The following is an 18,801-nucleotide window of genomic DNA, read 5'->3' on the forward strand; positions in this document are numbered from 1 at the left end:
TGCACAGATCGCGCGTAGCAGCGCCGGAACGACATAATTCTGACGCAGCAGCCATTCAATCAATGCTTAAGGACTCCAGCGATACGCTTGGTCAGTCACCGGGAGATGTAACGTGTCAACGCTCAACGAAATCGCAATGAACCACGCGAGAATGGCTAAGGAAAAGGCAGCAGAGTCGACCGAACTGAGCGAGCGACACCTCCAGATTGTAGGGAGCTTCGAGGTACCGTCCATTGACGTACAACAGAACGTCCCCATGCACCTGATCACTGGAGCGCAGGAGGTGCATCTGGTTCATGCGACGGGTTTCGCGCTCTGAGCTTTTATGAGGCAAGCGACATACTGATCGATTTACCCGGCAACAGATAAGTGGATTCGGCACTGGCAATGGAATATGCCACCGGGATGCAATCACCTGTTGCCTGGCTCCCACCGCCCCTCGCATCTCCTCCAAAAAATCCCGCAGGCGTAACGCAGTGGGTGAGACTCGTGGCCAGGCGCCGACGGACCTGGCTTCGCTTTCGCCGGGTCTGAAGGCAGGATGCGCGCCTACCTACAAGAAACTTAGCGCACTCCAGGGTCATCCAATTAGTTGTAACCATAACTAAAGACCGCGTAAACGAAATCGATTTACTTCGGTTTATCGCGGCAATTGCCGTCCTGTTCTTTCATTATTCTTTTCGGGGGGGGGGGGCATGCTTACGACGATCTGTCCGTCGTGTCTTACCCCTGGATTACTCCAGCTGCAAAGTATGGATTTCCGGGGGTTCAGCTGTTTTTCAAGATCAGCGGCTTCGTGATATTCATGACGGCTTCAAATGCGAATCTCAAGTCATTCGCAATCTCCAGGATTTTTCGGCTCTACCCCACATTCTGCGGCATGTTGCACCATTACGTTCATTGCAATCCTGTTGGCCGCCCGATACCACGGAGTGGCGCCGCACCGGTTTTTATCCTGATCGTGTTTATTTGCACCGACATTCACGACACAGACAAAAAAAAGAGCCCACCTTAGGGTGGGCCCTTCCAGATCGCCAGGCCGGGCGGATTTTATCTGGTAGTCGCGATAGCCAATTGGCTGATAGCTAAAAGTTACTTCACGACATACCTGGCGCCGTGTGGATCGTTAAGCTTTGCCTGCAATATCCCCCACTCGCGCTGAATGATCGAGTAAGGAATAAAGATGCTGATCCTCTCAGCACCCTTTACACCGGAGTGATTGCTCACATCGTTCAGAGTGGTTGAGTAGAAACCGATATTGATGCCGACAATATAGCCGTCACTGCTGAGGACCGGCCCACCCGACATGCCCTTGACCAGCGGGGCATCATGGATGGCATAGAGATCACCGCTGCGTTCATCGGTATTGAGGAACGGCGTTTGATACACCTTGCCTTTCCCGGTAGTGGTCATGAGGTAAGGACTCGCCCCAACGGCAGTGATGCTCTCGCCCACACGCGGTGCGCGCCATGATGGGTAGCGGCCGTTGGCCTTGTGCAGGATGAAGACGAGATCACAGCCTGTGCTGCAACTGTACTTCACGTTGGGGATGAACGGAGTGTGGCGCGTGGTTACCGCATAGTCATCGTTCCATTGCACGGCCGAGGCCATGTATAGATACGGTGCGGGAAACCCCGAATGGACTAAAAAGTATGAATCATTGGCAGCACCCGAAAAGTCGGGTTTTACGATGCCGTTGCATCCTGCAGTTACAGCTCCAATTAAAAAGCAGGCCATGATCTTGATCATGATATATCACCGACTTAATTGGGAGAGTGTGACTGTTTTTTGTTGTCAATATTTTGTCTTTTGTCGGGGTTGCAGTACTCCTCGCCGCTTGTTCTAGTTGGACGCCTCCTTACTTATGGCTGAGATTGTAATGACGCGTATGAATAAATCGCGCTAAAGCCAATCGCTTTTCGATCAACTCCAGAAGTTCAAATATTTGGCGCCTGAAAAGTGTTAAAGGCGAGAAAGAAATTCAAGAGTTTCTATAGACTGTTTCGTTAGTGGCGCCAGCTGAATCAATCGCTATGCCCTTCAGCCACAAGAGCGAAAAGAAGCCCGATGCTAGTCCAGTCGTCCTGCACTGCAGCTGCGCCGCAACTGCCTTGATATTCCGCCAAGCGGAATATGATTCATACAGTTAAAGGAAGCCATGCAGAGAAACTCCTGTCAGGGACTCAACATAACTTTAACTAAACATCACTGATTGCGAATCAACTGAACTAACTTAAATTAATCCAAATGCAAAAGCCCTGATTGATCCCAACCAGGAAACTTCTCTTATTCCTTAATAGTCGCTGGTAACCATTGTCTGGCCGTAGGCATCAGAGTCGCGGACTGCTCCAGGGCGAGTCATTTATCGCACTACTGCGCCCCAACCCCTTCCAGACTTTGAGCCTGAATCGGCGCTCACATTGCCCCGCGTGAACGAAGCCGATACCTTGTGAGCGCTCTGCATGAAATCCCATACGAACAGAAGAAAGATGTCACTTCCTTGAATTATCGACGAGTCGGTCAACGAAGAACTCCAAATGCCCTCTGGGGGTAGCCAGCAAAGGCCAAGCGTCGACCAATAAAGCGATCTCCTGAAATGCCTGGGCGCACTTGGAGCGCGGAAAGTGTTCGTAGACTGCTCGCTGCTTCTGCACTGCCCTGCGCGCACATTCATCGTACGGAATCGCTCCCACATACCGCAGGGTTACGTCGAGGAAGCGATCGGTGACTTTGGCCAATTTAGCGAACAGCGCGCGACCTTCCGTCGGGCCCTGCACCATATTGACCAGCACCCGAAAACGGTCCATTCCGTAATCACGATTAAGCAGTTTGATCAGTGCGTAGGCATCGGTGATCGAGGTCGGTTCGTCGCAGACCACCAGCATGACTTCGTGGGCTGCCCGGACGAGACTGACCACCGACGAGCCGATGCCCGCAGCTGTGTCGATCACCAGCACATCGAGACTGTCACCGATTTCACTGAAGGCCTGGATCAGGCCTGCGTGCTGAGCCGCAGACAAATGCACCATGCTCTGGACACCAGAAGCCGCGGGGACGATTCGTATCCCGCCCGGACCGCGCAAAAGGACATCGGAAAGCTCACAGCGACCTTCGATTAAATCGGCAAGCGTGTACTGCTGGGAAAGTCCCAACAGGACATCGATATTCGCCAAGCCAAGATCGCCATCAAGCAATACGACTCGCCTTCCGAGTTTCGCCAGCGCCAATGAAAGATTCACGGCCACAGTCGTCTTGCCGACGCCACCCTTTCCGCCGGTCACGGCGATAACTTGTACAGAACGCACACTATCCATGTTATTGATTCCCTTCCATGTGCAACCCGTGCGAGTAATCGCAAACTAATCCTAGGTACGCAATGGTAACCGAAAAGTGCAGACACATAGCCACTATGCTGCATCACAGGATCACCAGAAACGCTGCGACCCACCACATGGCAATTTCGCGAACCACATCGAGAAGTTTAGGGTTGAGGTGCCAGGCGTGTTCAAGCCGGACCTCAAGAGGGTCATGAAGGAGCACGGCATCAACAACCAGCAGGACATTCACCAGCGCCTACTGATGAACCTGAAAAGCGCCGACTTTGAAACCGCCGCTCGCATGCTTTCGCGTGTCACGACACCTTACGAGATTACCGAAAAGATGTCGCAATTGGTCAGAGCCAAAAGCCTGAGGGCGCTGGAACAGGAGCCTGGTGAGCCGGAAGACGAAATAATCGAGCCGGCCTCAATTACCACGACTGAGCTACAGGTTCTGCGTTGCGCCTGGCGACGTTCACATTGCCGCGTGTGAACGGCCCTATACTTTGTGACCGTCTTGATGAAATCCAGGACAACAAAAAAGGGCCCACCTTTCGGTGAGCCCTTCCAGACCGCCCAGCAGAGCGGATTTTGTTTGGTAGGCGCGATTGGACTCGAACCAACGACCCCCACCATGTCAAGGTGGTGCTCTAACCAACTGAGCTACGTGCCTGCTGTGAGGCGGCATTCTACGGAATTCCGGAGGGGTGTCAACACCTTTTTTCGCGCTAACCCTATGAATATGCAAAATATTTAATTTTGCCGGTACAAAGAAGATTTTCCGGGTGGCTGGCGGGCGATTTTCAACTCGGGTAGGATCAACGCACTCGTAAAATATATTAAACAGAGGCTGCCGAATGGCTAACACTCCCTACCCAGAGTCCTATTACGCCGCATCGGCCAATGCGGTTCCGCCGCGCCCGGCGTTGCAGGATGACGTCGAGACCGATGTCTGTGTGATTGGCGCCGGTTACACGGGGCTGTCCTCTGCCCTGTTTCTGCTGGAGAACGGTTTCAAGGTCACGGTGCTTGAGGCCGCCAAGGTGGGTTTCGGGGCGTCCGGGCGTAATGGTGGGCAGATCGTTAACAGCTATAGCCGCGACATCGATGTCATCGAGCGCACGGTCGGTCCCAAGCAGGCTCAGTTGCTGGGGCAGATGGCGTTTGAAGGTGGCCGGATCATTCGTGAGCGGGTCGCGAGGTACAACATCCAGTGCGATCTGAAGGACGGTGGTGTGTTCGCCGCGATGACCGCCAAGCAGATGGGTCATCTGGAGTCGCAGAAGCGCCTGTGGGAGCGATTCGGCCACACCCAACTCGAGTTGATGGATCAGCGCCGCATCCGCGAAGTGGTGGCCTGTGATCAGTATGTCGGCGGGATGCTGGACATGAGTGGCGGGCACATTCATCCGCTCAACCTGGCGCTGGGTGAAGCGGCGGCAGTCGAATCCCTGGGCGGGACGATCCATGAGCAGTCGCCGGCCGTGCGCATCGAGCGCGGCGCCAACCCGATCGTGCACACGCCGCAGGGTAAGGTCCGGGCCAAATTCATCATAGTCGCCGGCAACGCCTATCTGGGTAATCTGGTGCCGGAACTGGCCGCCAAGTCGATGCCTTGCGGCACGCAGGTGATTACCACCGAGCCCCTGGGCGAAGAACTGGCCAGGACCCTGCTGCCTCAGGACTACTGTGTCGAAGACTGCAATTACCTGCTCGACTACTACCGCCTCAGCGGTGACAAGCGCCTGATTTTCGGCGGCGGCGTGGTGTACGGCGCCCGGGATCCGGCGAACATCGAAGCGATCATTCGACCGAAGATGCTCAAGGCCTTCCCGCAGCTCAAGGACGTGAAGATCGATTACGCGTGGACCGGTAACTTCCTGCTGACCCTGTCGCGCCTGCCTCAGGTCGGACGCCTGGGCGACAACATCTACTACTCCCAGGGCTGCAGCGGCCATGGCGTGACCTACACGCACCTGGCGGGCAAGGTGCTGGCCGAGGCGTTGCGCGGCCAGGCCGAGCGTTTTGACGCGTTTGCCGACCTGCCCCACTACCCGTTCCCCGGCGGACAATTGCTGCGTACGCCGTTTGCGGCGTTGGGCGCCTGGTATTACGGATTGCGGGATAAATTTGGTTATTGACCGTTAAAACAAAAGATCGCAGCCTGCGGCAGCTCCTACAAAAAACATGATCCCTGTAGGAGCTGCCGCAGGCTGCGATCTTTTGATCTTAAAGCCGGTCCCGCGCGATACCGCTGCGAATCCGCAGGATATCCGCCAGCACCGCCAGGGCAATCTCCGCCGGCGTCTTGCTGCCCAGGTTCAGCCCGATTGGCGCATGAATCCGCCCCAACTCGACCTCCCCCAGACCGCCGATGCGCCGCAAGCGTTCGAAGCGCTTCCGTGAGGTCTGCATGGAGCCCATCACACCGATATAGAACGCCTCGGTGCGCACCGCCTCCATCATCGCCAGGTCATCGATACGCGGGTCGTGGGTCAACGCCACCACCGCCGTGTCGCTGTGGCAGCCGCCGTCGGCGATGAACACCGACGGCAGTTGGCGGCGAATCTCCACGTTTTCCAGCACGACGCCTTCCAGCACTTCGTCCCGCGGATCGCACAGAATCACCTCGAAACCCAGGCCCACGGCAAATTCCGCGCAGGCCTGAGCCACACTGGAATAGCCGGCCAGCAACAAGCGCTGGGCCGCGCCGACACGCACACGCACGCGGTCGATCTCACGCTCGATGCGCACTCCCTGCTCACGATCATCGAACAGGCTGCGCGCACCGCTTTGCAGATCGACTTCGCGAATCAACCGCCGTCGGCCCAACAGCGCCGACTCCAGCTCGCGCAAATGCGCCTGCACGTCACATTCGGCATCAAGCTTCTCGACCAGCACATCCAGCACCCCGCCACAGGGCAGGCTGACGCGCGAGCGTGGGTCGTCGCCTTCGCCGTAACGAACGACGCTGACCGGCTGCAGAAACGCGCCCTCGGCGACTCGCTCGAGAAAGTCTTCCTCGACACAACCACCGGACAGCGAGCCAATCCAGTGCCCGTCAGTGTTCACCGCCAGCAGCGAACCCGGTGCGCGCGGTGCCGAGCCGTACGTGGCCAGCACCGTGCACAGCCAGATGCGCTGACCGGCCGTCGACCACTCCAGCGCCCGGCGCACCACTTGCAGATCGAGATGCTGCATATCAGTGCGCCTTGTGCTCGAGCGGCGGCGCATCGGCCCGCAACTTCTGCACGTCGTTCACCGCCAGGTCATTGGGCTGACCACCCCAGCCCTGACGCAGGTAGTTCAGCAGATCTGTGAGTTGCCCGTCGCTCAACTTCTCGGCGAAGCCCGGCATCGGCTGCATGTGCTCGAACCCGGAGAACTTCTGCTCACCGATACCGTCGTCGATCACCCGCAGCAGGTTACGCGGGTCTTCCAGGCGCAACGTGGTGTTGCCGCGCATGGCTACGGCGATGTGTGGTTTGCCCTCGCCACCCGGCGCATGGCAACCGGCGCAGACGTTCAAATATTCCTGACGGCCACGCTGGGCACTCGGGCTCAGTTTGTCCAACGGCACTTCGGTGAGCACTTTCGCCGCCGGTGGCTGATCGCCGAGCAGGAAGGTCGCCATCGCCGCCAGATCCGGATCGCTGAGGCCCTGGGTGCTGTTGTGGAACACCGGGAACATCTCGTTGAACATCGTGCCCTGTGCGCTCATGCCGTGCTTGAGGAACGAGCTCAGGTCCTGATGATTCCAGCCTCGGGCTGCCAGGTCAGTGGCCAGCAGGCTTGGCGCCAGATAACCATTGAGAATGCCGCCGGTCATGCGCTTGTCCTGCTGCATCGCACCAGGCAAGCCACGCGGGGTGTGACACTCGCCACAGTGACCAAGCACGTCGACCATGTACTGGCCGCGCTTCCAGGCTTCGCTTTTGCCTTCGGCAGACTCCAGCTTCACATCCTTGCCGTACATCATGTTCCAGCCCATCAGGCCCAGGCGCACGTTGAACGGGAAGCTCAGGCGGGTGACCGGGGCGGCGCGCTCGATCGGCTCGACGGTTTTCAGGTAGGCATGAATCGCATCGGAATCGGCGCGCGGCATCAGGTGATACGAGGTGTACGGCATCGCCGGATACAGGTTCGCGCCATCGCGGCGCTTGCCTTCGGTCAGCGCGGCGAAGAACTCGTCATCGCTGTACAGGCCGATGCCGTGTTCTTTGCTCGGGGTGATGTTGGTGCCGTAGATCGTGCCGAACGGCGACACGATCGGCAGGCCGCCCGCATAGGGTGCACCACCCGGCGCGGTGTGGCAGGCCATGCAATCGGCGGCGCGGGCAAGGTACGCGCCTTGCTTGACCTGCGCCTCATCGGCGTGGGCCAGCAACACAGGCGCAGCCAGGCCGACCGCCAGCGTCAGGCGGGACAATAGTGACTTCATGCTTAACCCTCCTTGACCAGGCCGAGATCGGTCAGCACGTTGCGGGTGGCGCTGTAGTAGCGCACGTACCCGGTGCAACGGCAGATGTGATGACCGAGGCTGTCCTCGATGACTTTTTCCAGCTGGCTTTTGACGATCGGCTGACGCTGCAGCTTTTCCACCAGCACGGTCGCGGCATTCACGAAGCCCGGCGCGCAGTAGCTGCACTGGAAGGCGAACTCATCGACGAAGCGCTGCTGGATCGGGTTCAGCTCGGTGACCTTGCCCTGCTCGTCGCAGGTCGCATGGCCTTCGATGGTCCGTACTTTCTTGCCTTCGAAATAGTGCGCGCCGGTGATGCAGGTGCGCACTTCTTCGCTGGTGCCGTCAGGGTTGTCGACGATCACCACGCAGGCGTGGCAGATGCCCTGGCCGCAGCCCAGGCGCGAACCGGTGAGGTTCTTGTATTCGTGCAGGTAGTCGATCATCGGCAGGTCATCAGGGATGTCCACCGGGCCGACGGATTGACCGTTGAGGGTCAGTTGAAGCGGACGGTTAGCCATTGAGGGCCTCCTTGATGCGTGCAGAAGTGATAGGCAGGTCGCGGACACGTTTACCGATGGCATGGGCCACGGCATTGCCGATGGCACCGACCACCGGAATCATCACCACTTCGGCGATGCCCTTGGACGGGTCGCTTGGCGAGAGTGGCGGCAGGATCTCCGCCGTCTGCTTCCACACCGCGACGTGGCGCGCCATGGGCAGGCGGTAACGGTTGAAGTTCCAGTCACCCTCCCCCGGCCCGCCTTCGTACAGCGGCATTTCTTCCATCAGCGCATGGCCGATGCCCATGGCGATGCCGCCTTCGAGCTGGCCCTTGACCAGTTCCGGCACCAGCACACGACCGCACTCGACCCACGAGTGGTGGTTGAGTACCGACACTTCGTTCGAACCCTTGTTGACCTTCACTTCCACCAGCGTGGCCACCGGGCTGTAGTACGTCACCGCCGCGTTGTTCAACTGGGTTGCCGGGTAGGCGATGTTCTGCCGGTCCAGCAAATGGAAACCGGCGCTGTTCATCTGCGCCTTCTTCGCTTTCGGTGCACCGTCGCCGTACTTCACGGCCAGGCCATCGAGCGGCAAGCGCTCACGCACGCCGTCGATGCTGAACTCGGCCTCGGCCCAGCTCCAGCGGTTGAAACCGTGCACCGTGGCGCCGCTCACCAGGCCGCGCTCGTGAACACGCTTGGCCAGCATGGCGAACGGCAATGGTTCCATGCCGTTGGCGGTGAGCTTGCCATCGACCCAATGGGCGTCTTCGCGGCGCACCACGTAAGGGTTGGCCTGACCACCGAAAGGGCCTTGGCGCCAGATCTCCAGCGCCGCCGGCCACAGGCCGTGGTTGAACAGCACGCGCGCCGCTTCACGGGTGGCGTGGCTGAAGTAGTACGCCGAGTTGGTGGCCGATGACGCCGAAGCCACCTTGCCGACCCAACGCGGGTTGCGCAGGACATTATCCTGTTCGGCCTGGCTCATGATGTACGGGTTGCCGCTGCTGATCAGTTGCAACTCTTTCCATTCGGTTTCACCGGTCTTCACTTCGTGCGCCGGGACTCCAAGGAAATCGGCCACGACCATGGCCTGTGAGGTCGACATGCCGGTGCCGATCTCGATACCGATGTGGCGCAGGCTGATGCGACCTTCGGCGGTGAATTCAATGCTGGCCATCGGCGCTTCGGAACCGGTGCCGAAGTCTTTCTGGCAGATGGCGAAACCCACCCCGTACCAGTTGTCCGGATCGGCGGCTTCGCGTTGCTTCTTGATCGCGTCGCGGTTTTTCCAGACCTCGTGGACGGCCGCCTTGTCGAGAATCTCGTGCAGGCGCAGGGCACCGGCCGGGATCGCGCCCTGGGTGTTTTTCATGCCCGAACGCAGTGCGTTCTTGCGGCGCAGCTCAATGGCATCGACACCGAGGCGATCGGCGATTTCGTCGACCATCATTTCGGTCGACGCCATGCTCTGCAGGGTGCCGTAGCCACGCATCGACCCGGCTTCTACCGCGCGGGAATGGTAAGCCGTGACCTGCAGGTCGTTCTGCGGCATGTAATAGATCGATTGCGCGGCCGTGGCGCCCACCGCCGCCACCGACGGGCTGTAGTTGATTCGCCCGCCACCGTCAACGCTCATTTCAGCGCGGAAGATCTTGAAACTGTGGTCGTTCTTGTCCACCGCCAACTGGTAACGAATGTCGAACGGGTGACGCTTGATGCCGCTCTGGAACTGCTCGTAGCGGTCGTTGGCCAGGCGCACCGGCACACCGGCACCGTACAACGCGGCCAGCGCTGCGTAGTAGACGAAAATGTTGTGGTCTTTGGAGCCGTAACCGACGGTGTACCCCGGATGCATGTTCAGGTTGGCCAGGCCGAAACGCGACGGCGCAATCATCTTCGCGGTCTCGGTCGCGGTTTCCAGCGGGCACTGGGTGGCAACAACGAAATGCAAGGTCTTGGTGGCCGGGTCGTACCAGCCGTTACCGTTGTCCGGCTCCAGGGCGGCCGGTTCGATCGACGGGGTCTTGTAGCGCTCGTCGAACACCAGCCAGTTGTCCGGCGGCGTGTCGATCTGCTGCTTCATGCGCTCGGCGTAGAACAACCCGCGCTCGGTCAGGTTACCGTGCAGGTTCGGCTGGGAGTTCCACACCGGACGACGGTTTTTCAGCATCGGGAACAGGATCGAATCCTTGAGGCTGGCGAATTCGTCTTCGTCGGCCGAGGTCGCACCGCCGACGCGCACATAGCGGAAGCTGCCGTAAGGATCGCCTTCGTAGAACGGCACTTTATCGCCGTAGCGGATGGCTTTGTCATTGAATTTGAGCTGGTTCTTGGCCTGACGGAAACGCTCGAAGTCGTTCCAGATCAGGATCGCCACCGGGTGCCCGATGAACATTGGCACCTTGCCGGCCGGCAACAATGGATCCGGGGCGTGCTCCTCTGGGAACACGATACCGTCCTTGACCAGGTCCTCGGCGGTGACGATGCGGTCCGGCTGCAACCCGGCGCCCAGCCACGACAGGTCGATGCCGGCGAAGATGTGGTCGGCCTTGATGGTTTTGAGCAGCATGGCGTGGCCTTGCTGCTGCGGCCAGCCCGGCATGTCCTTGGCGCGGATGTCGCGGGCAAAGACCTTGCTGCCGCAGACCTTGGACAAGGCATCGTTACGGGCGCGCGCCTGGCCATTGTTGCCGAGCCACTGCTCGGACGGCACGGTCACGCTGTTTTCCATCAAGGCGGCCAGCGCCTGGCTGCTCAATGGCGTGAGCGTCACGCTCACACCCGCTACCAGCCCGCCCTGGAGGAACGAGCGCCGGGATATTTCACGGTTGGACATGGATCATCCTCTGGGCGGTTATGGGGTCCGCCCTTCTGGTTATGTACTGGAAATCTCGAGTCTTGCAGAAGCCCTTTTCGACGATGCAAAGGGCTGTTGTTGACAGTGCAAAGCTGACCGAAAGGTTAAGTTTATAGGCTTATTCCTTCGCGGAAAACTAAAAACTGACCAAGGAATCAAAAAACCGCGACTTTTCGACGCAGCAGTTCAATGAACAACCCCAACTCCCGGCTGATGTGCTCGCCCTTGCGCAACAACAACCCGAATGGCGCCATCTGCACATCCAGTTCCACCGGCAATGCCACCACCAAGCCCATTTTAAGATAGTCGCGCAATGCGGTTTCCGACAGAACCATGATCGCGTCGGTCAACTGAATCAGCTGCTGCATCGAATACACCGAGCTGCATTCGATGATGTCCGCCGGCAACGGCAGCGCCAGGCGCTGCAACGCCTGATCCAGACCGATGCGCGCCGGACTGGTTTCCGGTTGCAGGATCCACGGCCAACCGCTGACAAGCTCGGCCATGTCCAGTTTTTTGCGCCGGGCCAGCGGGTGGCCGGCGTGCACCACCACCAGCAAGCGTTCGTTACCCAATTGCTCGAAGACGTAATGCTCACTGTCGGTGGCGGCATTGCGCCGGGCGATGGCGAGGTCGATACGACCCTGTTCCAGCAACTGGATCACCTGGTCGCTGGTGTCGCCCATGATGCGGATCCGCAGCTGCGGATTGAGCGCCTTGATCTCGGCAATCGAATCCATGACCAGGCCTGGCGCCGCGCCCATGATGGTACCGATCGACAGATAGCCGTAGCCGCCCTGCTGCCGCGCCATCAGGTCCTCGGCACAACGGTCCAGACCACTGATGGCCGACTCGGCAAAGCGAATCAGTTCCTGGCCCAGCGCTGTCGGGCGCATCCCCCGCGGCAGGCGCTCGAACAGATCGCAGCCGAACATGTCTTCAATCTCATGGAGCATGCGGGTTGCCGCCGGTTGCGACATGTTCAGGCTTTGCGAAGCGCGGTGCAGGTTCTGGCTGGAGCTGAGCGTCACCAGCATGTGCAGATGCTTGTAGCGCAGGCGATTGAGCAGGCTGCGTGAGATGATCGGCGTGGTCATGGCGGGCCTTTTTATCGATACCTTCAAGGTATCAGTTGTGAGCTAGATTCGATTTGTAACGCATCGATCAGCGGCCGTACAGTCTTCCCCATAAGAACAAATGCCCTACCAAAGGAAAACTGCGATGAAGACTCTACCCGCGCCTCTGCTCGCCAAAATTTCCTGGCGGCTGCTCCCGTTTCTCCTACTGATGTACATCATGGCCTTCCTCGACCGCGCCAACGTCGGGTTCGCCAAGCAAGCCTTCCAAGCCGACACCAACATCAGCGATGCCGCCTTCGCCTTCGGCGCCGGGGTGTTCTTCGTGGGCTACGCGTTGCTTGAAGTGCCGAGCAACCTGATCCTGCACCGCGTCGGCGCCCGCCTGTGGATGTGCCGGATCATGGTCACATGGGGCCTGGTCTCCGCCGCCATGGTCTTCGCCCACACAGAAACCAGCTTCTACATCCTGCGCTTCCTGCTGGGCGTGGCCGAAGCCGGCTTCTTCCCCGGGGTGATCCTCTACCTCACCTACTGGTTCCCCAGCGCCGTGCGCGGCAAGGCCATGGGTTTCTTCTATTTCGGTGCGCCGCTGGCATTCATCTTCGGCAGCCCGTTGTCCGGCTTGCTACTGGAACTGGATGGCTTCGCCGGCTTCCACGGCTGGCAGTGGCTGTTTGCCGTTGAAGGCCTGATGGCGACGGCGGTGGGCATCTGGGCCTACTGGTACCTGGACAACCGGCCGGCCGACGCCAAGTGGCTGACCGTCGAGGAACGCCAGCAAGTACAAAGCCTGCTCGATCAGGAAGACAGCCATAAACAGAACCACGGCCGCAGCCTGCTCAACGTCATTTGCCAACCCTCGGTGCTGTACCTGTGCCTGATCTACCTGTTGATCCAGGCCAGTGTCTACGGCGTGGTGTTTTACCTGCCAAGCCAGGTCGGCGGACTGCTGGGCACCAAGGTCGGGCTGATGGTCGGCCTGGTCACGGCGATTCCATGGATCTGCGCCTTGATCGCCGCCTACCTGATCCCCGGCTACAGCGACCGCACCGGCGAACGCCGCCGCACCGCGTGCCTGACCTTGCTGATTGCCGCCGCCGGGATCGCCTGCTCGGTGACCTTCAGCAACCCGCTGCTGGGGATCATCGCCCTATGTTTTGCCGCCTCCGGCTTCATCGCCGTGCAACCGGTGTTCTGGACCTTCCCCTCCAGCTACCTCGCCGGCAGCGCCGCCGCGGCCGGGATCGCCCTGATCAACTCGTTCGGCGCCCTCGGCGGCTTCATCGCCCCCATCCTGAAGAACTGGGCCGAGGGCGCTTTCCATTCACCGGCAGCAGGCTTGTACGTGCTGGCCGCTACCACCGTCATCGCCGCGTTGCTGGTGCTGGGCGTACGCGCGCCCGGCCATGAAGCCTCGAACAAACCGGCCACCGTTTAAACCTGACCGCCGTTTAAAAAAAGGAGTCACACCATGGGCATTCCAACCATCAAACACGTCCGCGCTTTCACCCTGCGTGGCGGCGGCGCGGATTATCACGACCAGGCCGACGGCCACTGGATCGACGATCACATTGCCACGCCGATGAGCAAATACCCCGAGTATCGCCAGAGCCGCCGCACCTTCGGCATCAACGTACTCGGCACCCTGGTGGTGGAGATCGAGGCCAGCGACGGCACCGTCGGTTTTGCCGTGACCACTGGCGGCGAGCCGGCCGCCTACATTGTCGAGAAGCACCTGGCGCGCTTCCTCGAAGGCGCCCGGGTCACCGACATCGAAAAGATCTGGGACCAGATGTACCAGTCGACCCTGTATTACGGGCGCAAGGGCATCGTCATCAACACGATCTCCGGCGTCGACCTGGCGCTGTGGGACTTGCTCGGCAAGATCCGCCAGGAGCCCGTGCACCAGTTGCTCGGCGGTGCGGTGCGCGACGAATTGCAGTTCTACGCCACCGGCGCCCGCCCGGACCTGGCGCAGAAAATGGGCTTCATCGGCGGCAAGATGCCGCTGCACCACGGCCCGGCCGAAGGCGAAGAAGGCCTGCGCAAGAACCTCGAAGAACTGGCGACCATGCGCGAGCGTGTCGGCCCGGACTTCTGGCTGATGCTCGATTGCTGGATGAGCCTGGACCTCAACTACGCCACCAGACTGGCGGTCGGCGCCCACGAACATGGCTTGAAATGGATCGAAGAGGCCCTGCCGCCGGACGATTACTGGGGCTACGCCGCCCTGCGCAACAACGTGCCCAAGGGCATGCTGGTGACCACCGGCGAACATGAAGCCACGCGCTGGGGCTTCCGCATGCTGCTGGAGATGGGCTGCTGCGACATCATCCAGCCGGATGTCGGCTGGTGCGGCGGGATCACTGAACTGGTGAAGATCTCGGCCCTGGCCGACGCCCACAACGCGCTGGTCATCCCCCACGGCTCTTCGGTGTACAGCTACCACTTCGTCGCCACCCGGCATAACAGCCCGTTCGCCGAGTTCCTGATGATGGCGCCGAAGGCTGACGAAGTGGTGCCGATGTTCCACCCGCAATTGCTCGGCGAACCGGTGCCGGTCAATGGCCGCATGCGCCTGTCCGCGCTCGACCAGCCAGGTTTCGGCGTGACCCTCAACCCGGAATGCCAACTGCATCGGCCGTATAACCGCTGAGAAAGGAGTTCGTGATGAACATGCCGCACAACGCGTTCAAGGCCGTACTGAACAACAGCGAAACCCGGTACGGCATCTGGGCCGGGTTCGCCACCGGCTACGCCGCCGAGATCGTCGCCACCACCGGTTACGACTGGATGCTGATCGATGGCGAGCACGCGCCCAACACCGTGCCCGGCGTACTCGCCCAGTTGCAGGCCGTGGCGCCTTACTCGACTGCGCCAGTGGTGCGCGCGGTGAACGGCGATGCCAACCTGATCAAGCAACTGCTGGATATCGGCGCGCAGACGCTGATGATCCCGATGGTCGAAACCGCCGAACAGGCACAGGCGCTGGTGCGTGCCATGCGCTACCCGCCCCACGGCATTCGCGGGGTCGGCGGCGGCCTGACCCGGGCCACGCGCTGGGACGCTGTGCCGGATTACCTGAATACCGCCCACGAACAACTGTGCCTGATCGTCCAGGTGGAATCGCGCACCGGCGTGGAAAACGTCGCTGCGATTGCCGCCGTCGAGGGCGTGGATGCGGTGTTTATCGGGCCGGCGGATTTGTCGATCGGCCTGGGTCACGCCGGCAACCCCGGCCACCCGCAAGTCCAGGAGCGGATTCAACACGCCGTGAACGCCACACTGGCGGCCGGCAAGGCCTGCGGGATTCTCGCGCCCAACGAAGAAGACGCCCGCCGCTACCAGCGCTGGGGCTGCCAGTTCATTGCAGTGGCCATCGACATCAGCCTGCTGCGCCAAGGCGCCATGGCCACCCTCGCCCGCTACCGCGAACCTGCCGCCACTCAAGCGCCGTCACGCACTTACTGATCTGCCAAGGAGTCGCACCATGTCATCCGTGCCTGTTTACGAAAACTTCATCGACGGCCAGTTCGTGGCCAGCGCTGCCCACCTCGATGTGATCAACCCGGCCACCGGCGCCGTGCTGTCGAAAGTCCCGGCCTCGACCGCCGAGGACGTCGACCGCGCCCTCGCCGCCGCCCGCGCCGCGCAGAAAGACTGGGCGCGCAAACCGGCGAATGACCGCGCCGGCTACTTGCGCCGGATCGCCGCCAGGCTGCGGGAAAACGTTTCGCACCTGGCGCGCACCATCACCCTGGAGCAAGGCAAGATCAGCGGGCTGGCAGAAGTCGAAGTCAATTTCACCGCCGACTACCTCGACTACATGGCCGAATGGGCACGGCGCATCGAAGGTGAAATCATCACCAGCGACCGCCAGAACGAAAACATTCTCCTGCTGCGCAAACCCTTGGGCGTGGTGGCCGGGATCCTGCCATGGAATTTCCCCTTCTTCCTGATCGCCCGCAAGATGGCCCCGGCCCTGCTGACCGGCAACACCATCGTCATCAAGCCCAGCGAAGAAACCCCGAACAACTGCTTCGAATTTGCCCGGCTGGTCGCCGAAACCGACCTGCCGCCCGGCGTGTTCAACGTGGTCTGCGGTGACGGCCGAGTCGGCGCGGCACTGAGCGCGCACAAGGGCGTGGACATGATCAGCTTCACCGGCAGCGTCGACACCGGCTCGCGGATCATGGCCGCCGCCGCGCCAAACATCACCAAGCTCAACCTGGAACTGGGCGGCAAGGCGCCGGCCATTGTGCTGGCCGATGCAGACCTCGACCTGGCGGTCAGGGCGATCCGCGATTCGCGGATCATCAACAGCGGCCAGGTGTGCAATTGCGCCGAGCGGGTCTATGTCGAGCGCAAGGTGGCGGATCAGTTCATCGAACGCATCGCGGCGGCCATGAGTGCAACCCGTTATGGCGACCCGATTGCGCAGCCCGATGTAGAGATGGGCCCGCTGATCAACCGCCAGGGGCTGGACAGCGTCAACCGCAAAGTCCGCACCGCGTTGAGCCAGGGCGCCAGCCTGATCAGTGGCGGGCAAGTGGCCGACCTGCCCAATGGCTTCCACTTCCAGCCCACTGTTTTAGCCGGTTGTCGCGCGGACATGGAGATCATGCGCGAAGAGATTTTCGGGCCAGTGCTGCCGATCCAGATAATCGACGACCTGGACGAAGCCATCGCCCTGGCCAACGACTGCGACTATGGCCTGACTTCGTCGATCTACACCCGTAACCTGAACAAAACCCTGCAGGCGATGCGCGAGCTGGATTTTGGCGAAACCTACGTCAATCGCGAGAACTTCGAAGCCATGCAAGGTTTCCATGCCGGTGTGCGCAAGTCCGGCATCGGCGGCGCCGATGGCAAGCATGGGCTGTACGAATACACCCATACCCACGCGGTCTATCTGCAAGGCTGAGCCAGGCACTTTCTGTGAAGGGCACGCGCCTGAGCCATCGTTCAGGCGCCTGCCCCATCACCCTGAATGCACATCTCATCGGCATTTACCCGGACGTAGCAACGGGCAGGTTGAACAGTATTCAGCGGGGTCGGTGGCCAGGTAATAGAAGCAACAGGTTCGGCGAAAGCGAATGCTGCGCTGCCCATCGTCCACCAGCGTCGGCGGTCGGCGGAAATGGCTCAGCGGGTTGTAATCGAGACCGAACAACGCAGGCTCGGCTTGTGTCAGCAGCCAATTGAAATCCGCTTCACAGCGCTCGCGCACTGACGGGTCTTCGATCTTTGCCATGCGTTTTTCATACAGCGAGTAAACGCGCACGGCCGTGTTTTCCCAGAGGATGCGCCGGGAGACACCGGTGACACGGTTGAAGGTGTGCCACAAAGGTTGCAGCAGTCCCGCGAACAATCCCCGCACCAGGGCCTCCCGCCAGGCCTCGCGCTCATTGGCCCCATAGGTCAGCGGCAGACCGTGATGCAGCGGCATCGACGACGTCCACTGCCCCTCATCGTGGCCGTATTCAATCAGCGTGTTGTCGAGCGTCAACAACAGCCCCTTGTCATACACCGACAGCGCATACAGACAGGCGCCAGTCGCCAGAAACGACAAGCGTTTGCCCAGCAACGAGGCGGTGATCGCCCGGGTCGGCGAGCCGATCACCGGGCCCAGGGTGTCCAGCAGTTGCTCGCACACGTCCTCCTGCAACAAGTCCCGGGCCATCAGCGAACGCAACGGGTCGCGCTCGTCGCCGTCCTTGAGCCGCAAGCCGCCGGACAACACCGTCCACTGCGACGCGGTGAAATGACGTGCCAGACTCATTGCGGCAATTCCCGGCCAAACGGAATGCACAACGGCGTGCCGAAGAACGGATCGGCAATGATCCGGCAATTGAGGTCGAATACGGTTTTGACCAGGGGTTCGGTCAACACCTCGTCGGGCCGCCCCTGGGCAAAGGCCGTCCGGTTGTGCACCGCAACCATGTGGTCGGCGTAACGACAGGCCAGGTTGAGGTCGTGCAGCACCATGATGATGGTCTTGTTTTCGAGCCGGTTGAGGTCGCGCAGCAGGTCCAGCACTTCGATCTGGTGCGCCAGGTCGAGAAACGTGGTGGGTTCGTCGAGCAGCACGATGCCGGTGTCCTGGGCCAGGGTCATGGCGATCCACGCGCGCTGGCGCTGCCCGCCGGACAACGCATCCACCGGTCGGTCCGCCAGGGCCTGGAGGCTGGTTTGCGTCAGCGCGCGGTTGACCATGGCCTCATCTTCAGCCGACCACTGCTGCATCCAGCTCTGATACGGATAACGTCCCAACGCCACCAACTGCCGCACGGTGATGCCCTCCGGCGCGCTGGGGGTCTGAGGCAAAATGGCCAATTCCCTGGCCACGGCGGCCGTGGACTTTTGCTGGATATCCACACCGTTGAGAATCACCGAGCCCTGCTGCGGTTTGAGCAGTCGGGCGAAGGATTTGAGCAAGGTGCTTTTGCCGCAGCCGTTGCTGCCGATCAGCACCGAAATCTTGCCTTGGGGCAGTTGCATGTCCAGCGCGTCAATAATGACCTGGCGCTGGTAACTCAGGGTCAGGCCGCGACTTGCAATCGACGTCATGCGTTGA

Annotated in this window: 16 protein-coding genes and 1 tRNA gene; 7 read left to right on the forward strand and 10 right to left on the reverse strand. The window is 60.6% G+C overall.

Features of this window, described 5'->3' with window-relative positions; translation table 11 throughout:
• Positions 1 to 112: 112 nt before the first annotated feature.
• The gene (locus PPUTUW4_RS17325) at positions 113 to 319 is read left to right on the forward strand and encodes a hypothetical protein (RefSeq protein WP_041474916.1); all 207 of its coding nucleotides are present in this window, start codon (positions 113 to 115) and stop codon (positions 317 to 319) included.
• A 773-nt stretch (positions 320 to 1,092) separates the two neighbouring features.
• Here the strand turns inward: PPUTUW4_RS17325 and PPUTUW4_RS17330 are convergent.
• Both PPUTUW4_RS17330 and PPUTUW4_RS17335 read right to left on the reverse strand, forming a co-directional pair.
• Entirely contained in the window at positions 1,093 to 1,749 is a 657-nt protein-coding gene (locus tag PPUTUW4_RS17330) for a trypsin-like peptidase domain-containing protein (protein ID WP_015095862.1), read from the reverse strand.
• Positions 1,750 to 2,492: 743 nt separating this feature from the next.
• Positions 2,493 to 3,314, reverse strand: coding sequence for a MinD/ParA family protein (locus PPUTUW4_RS17335; RefSeq protein ID WP_015095863.1), 822 nt, complete (start codon positions 3,312 to 3,314; stop codon positions 2,493 to 2,495).
• 187 nt (positions 3,315 to 3,501) lie between these two features.
• On the opposite strand from PPUTUW4_RS17335, the gene PPUTUW4_RS17340 reads away from it, so the two are divergent.
• Positions 3,502 to 3,810: a hypothetical protein gene (locus tag PPUTUW4_RS17340; RefSeq protein ID WP_343228942.1), complete on the forward strand. Its 309-nt coding sequence runs from the start codon at positions 3,502 to 3,504 to the stop codon at positions 3,808 to 3,810.
• Positions 3,811 to 3,913: 103 nt separating this feature from the next.
• On the opposite strand, the gene PPUTUW4_RS17345 is transcribed toward PPUTUW4_RS17340, so the two are convergent.
• Positions 3,914 to 3,990, reverse strand: a tRNA-Val gene (locus PPUTUW4_RS17345).
• A gap of 184 nt (positions 3,991 to 4,174) precedes the next feature.
• On the opposite strand from PPUTUW4_RS17345, the gene PPUTUW4_RS17350 reads away from it, so the two are divergent.
• On the forward strand, positions 4,175 to 5,458 hold the full coding sequence (locus PPUTUW4_RS17350) for an FAD-binding oxidoreductase (protein WP_015095865.1): 1,284 nt from the start codon (positions 4,175 to 4,177) through the stop codon (positions 5,456 to 5,458).
• 88 nt (positions 5,459 to 5,546) lie between these two features.
• On the opposite strand, the gene PPUTUW4_RS17355 is transcribed toward PPUTUW4_RS17350, so the two are convergent.
• The 5 genes from PPUTUW4_RS17355 to PPUTUW4_RS17375 form a co-directional block, all read right to left on the reverse strand.
• Complete coding sequence (locus tag PPUTUW4_RS17355) at positions 5,547 to 6,518, reverse strand: XdhC family protein (protein WP_015095866.1); 972 nt, start codon at positions 6,516 to 6,518, stop codon at positions 5,547 to 5,549.
• 1 nt (position 6,519) lies between these two features.
• Positions 6,520 to 7,758, reverse strand: a complete 1,239-nt coding sequence (locus PPUTUW4_RS17360) for a cytochrome c (RefSeq protein ID WP_015095867.1) — start codon at positions 7,756 to 7,758, stop codon at positions 6,520 to 6,522.
• A gap of 2 nt (positions 7,759 to 7,760) precedes the next feature.
• On the reverse strand, positions 7,761 to 8,300 hold the full coding sequence (locus PPUTUW4_RS17365; protein WP_015095868.1) for a (2Fe-2S)-binding protein: 540 nt from the start codon (positions 8,298 to 8,300) through the stop codon (positions 7,761 to 7,763).
• A complete protein-coding gene (locus PPUTUW4_RS17370; protein WP_015095869.1) occupies positions 8,293 to 11,124 on the reverse strand; it encodes a xanthine dehydrogenase family protein molybdopterin-binding subunit in 2,832 nt (943 codons plus the stop codon). The genes PPUTUW4_RS17365 and PPUTUW4_RS17370 overlap by 8 nt, the downstream gene beginning before the upstream one ends.
• A 176-nt stretch (positions 11,125 to 11,300) precedes the next feature.
• The gene (locus tag PPUTUW4_RS17375; protein ID WP_015095870.1) at positions 11,301 to 12,242 is read right to left on the reverse strand and encodes a LysR family transcriptional regulator; all 942 of its coding nucleotides are present in this window, start codon (positions 12,240 to 12,242) and stop codon (positions 11,301 to 11,303) included.
• A 124-nt stretch (positions 12,243 to 12,366) separates the two neighbouring features.
• Between PPUTUW4_RS17375 and PPUTUW4_RS17380 the strand changes: the two genes are divergently transcribed.
• Genes PPUTUW4_RS17380 through aldA form a run of 4 tightly spaced genes read left to right on the forward strand, consistent with a single transcriptional unit; the run spans position 12,367 to position 17,148 of the window.
• Complete coding sequence (locus PPUTUW4_RS17380; RefSeq protein WP_015095871.1) at positions 12,367 to 13,662, forward strand: MFS transporter; 1,296 nt, start codon at positions 12,367 to 12,369, stop codon at positions 13,660 to 13,662.
• A 33-nt stretch (positions 13,663 to 13,695) separates the two neighbouring features.
• On the forward strand, positions 13,696 to 14,880 hold the full coding sequence (gene rhmD / locus PPUTUW4_RS17385) for an L-rhamnonate dehydratase (protein WP_008047298.1): 1,185 nt from the start codon (positions 13,696 to 13,698) through the stop codon (positions 14,878 to 14,880).
• Positions 14,881 to 14,894: 14 nt separating this feature from the next.
• Positions 14,895 to 15,695: an HpcH/HpaI aldolase/citrate lyase family protein gene (locus PPUTUW4_RS17390; protein ID WP_015095872.1), complete on the forward strand. Its 801-nt coding sequence runs from the start codon at positions 14,895 to 14,897 to the stop codon at positions 15,693 to 15,695.
• Positions 15,696 to 15,714: 19 nt separating this feature from the next.
• A complete protein-coding gene (aldA, locus tag PPUTUW4_RS17395) occupies positions 15,715 to 17,148 on the forward strand; it encodes an aldehyde dehydrogenase (protein ID WP_015095873.1) in 1,434 nt (477 codons plus the stop codon).
• A gap of 75 nt (positions 17,149 to 17,223) precedes the next feature.
• On the opposite strand, the gene PPUTUW4_RS17400 is transcribed toward aldA, so the two are convergent.
• Positions 17,224 to 18,006 carry an IucA/IucC family C-terminal-domain containing protein gene (locus PPUTUW4_RS17400; protein ID WP_015095874.1) on the reverse strand — a complete coding sequence of 261 codons (783 nt, stop codon included), beginning with the start codon at positions 18,004 to 18,006 and terminating at the stop codon, positions 17,224 to 17,226.
• Entirely contained in the window at positions 18,003 to 18,794 is a 792-nt protein-coding gene (locus PPUTUW4_RS17405) for an ABC transporter ATP-binding protein (protein ID WP_015095875.1), read from the reverse strand. The genes PPUTUW4_RS17400 and PPUTUW4_RS17405 overlap by 4 nt, the downstream gene beginning before the upstream one ends.
• Positions 18,795 to 18,801: the final 7 nt, after the last annotated feature.

The organism is Pseudomonas sp. UW4, assembly GCF_000316175.1.
Classification (GTDB): domain Bacteria; phylum Pseudomonadota; class Gammaproteobacteria; order Pseudomonadales; family Pseudomonadaceae; genus Aquipseudomonas; species Aquipseudomonas laurylsulfatiphila.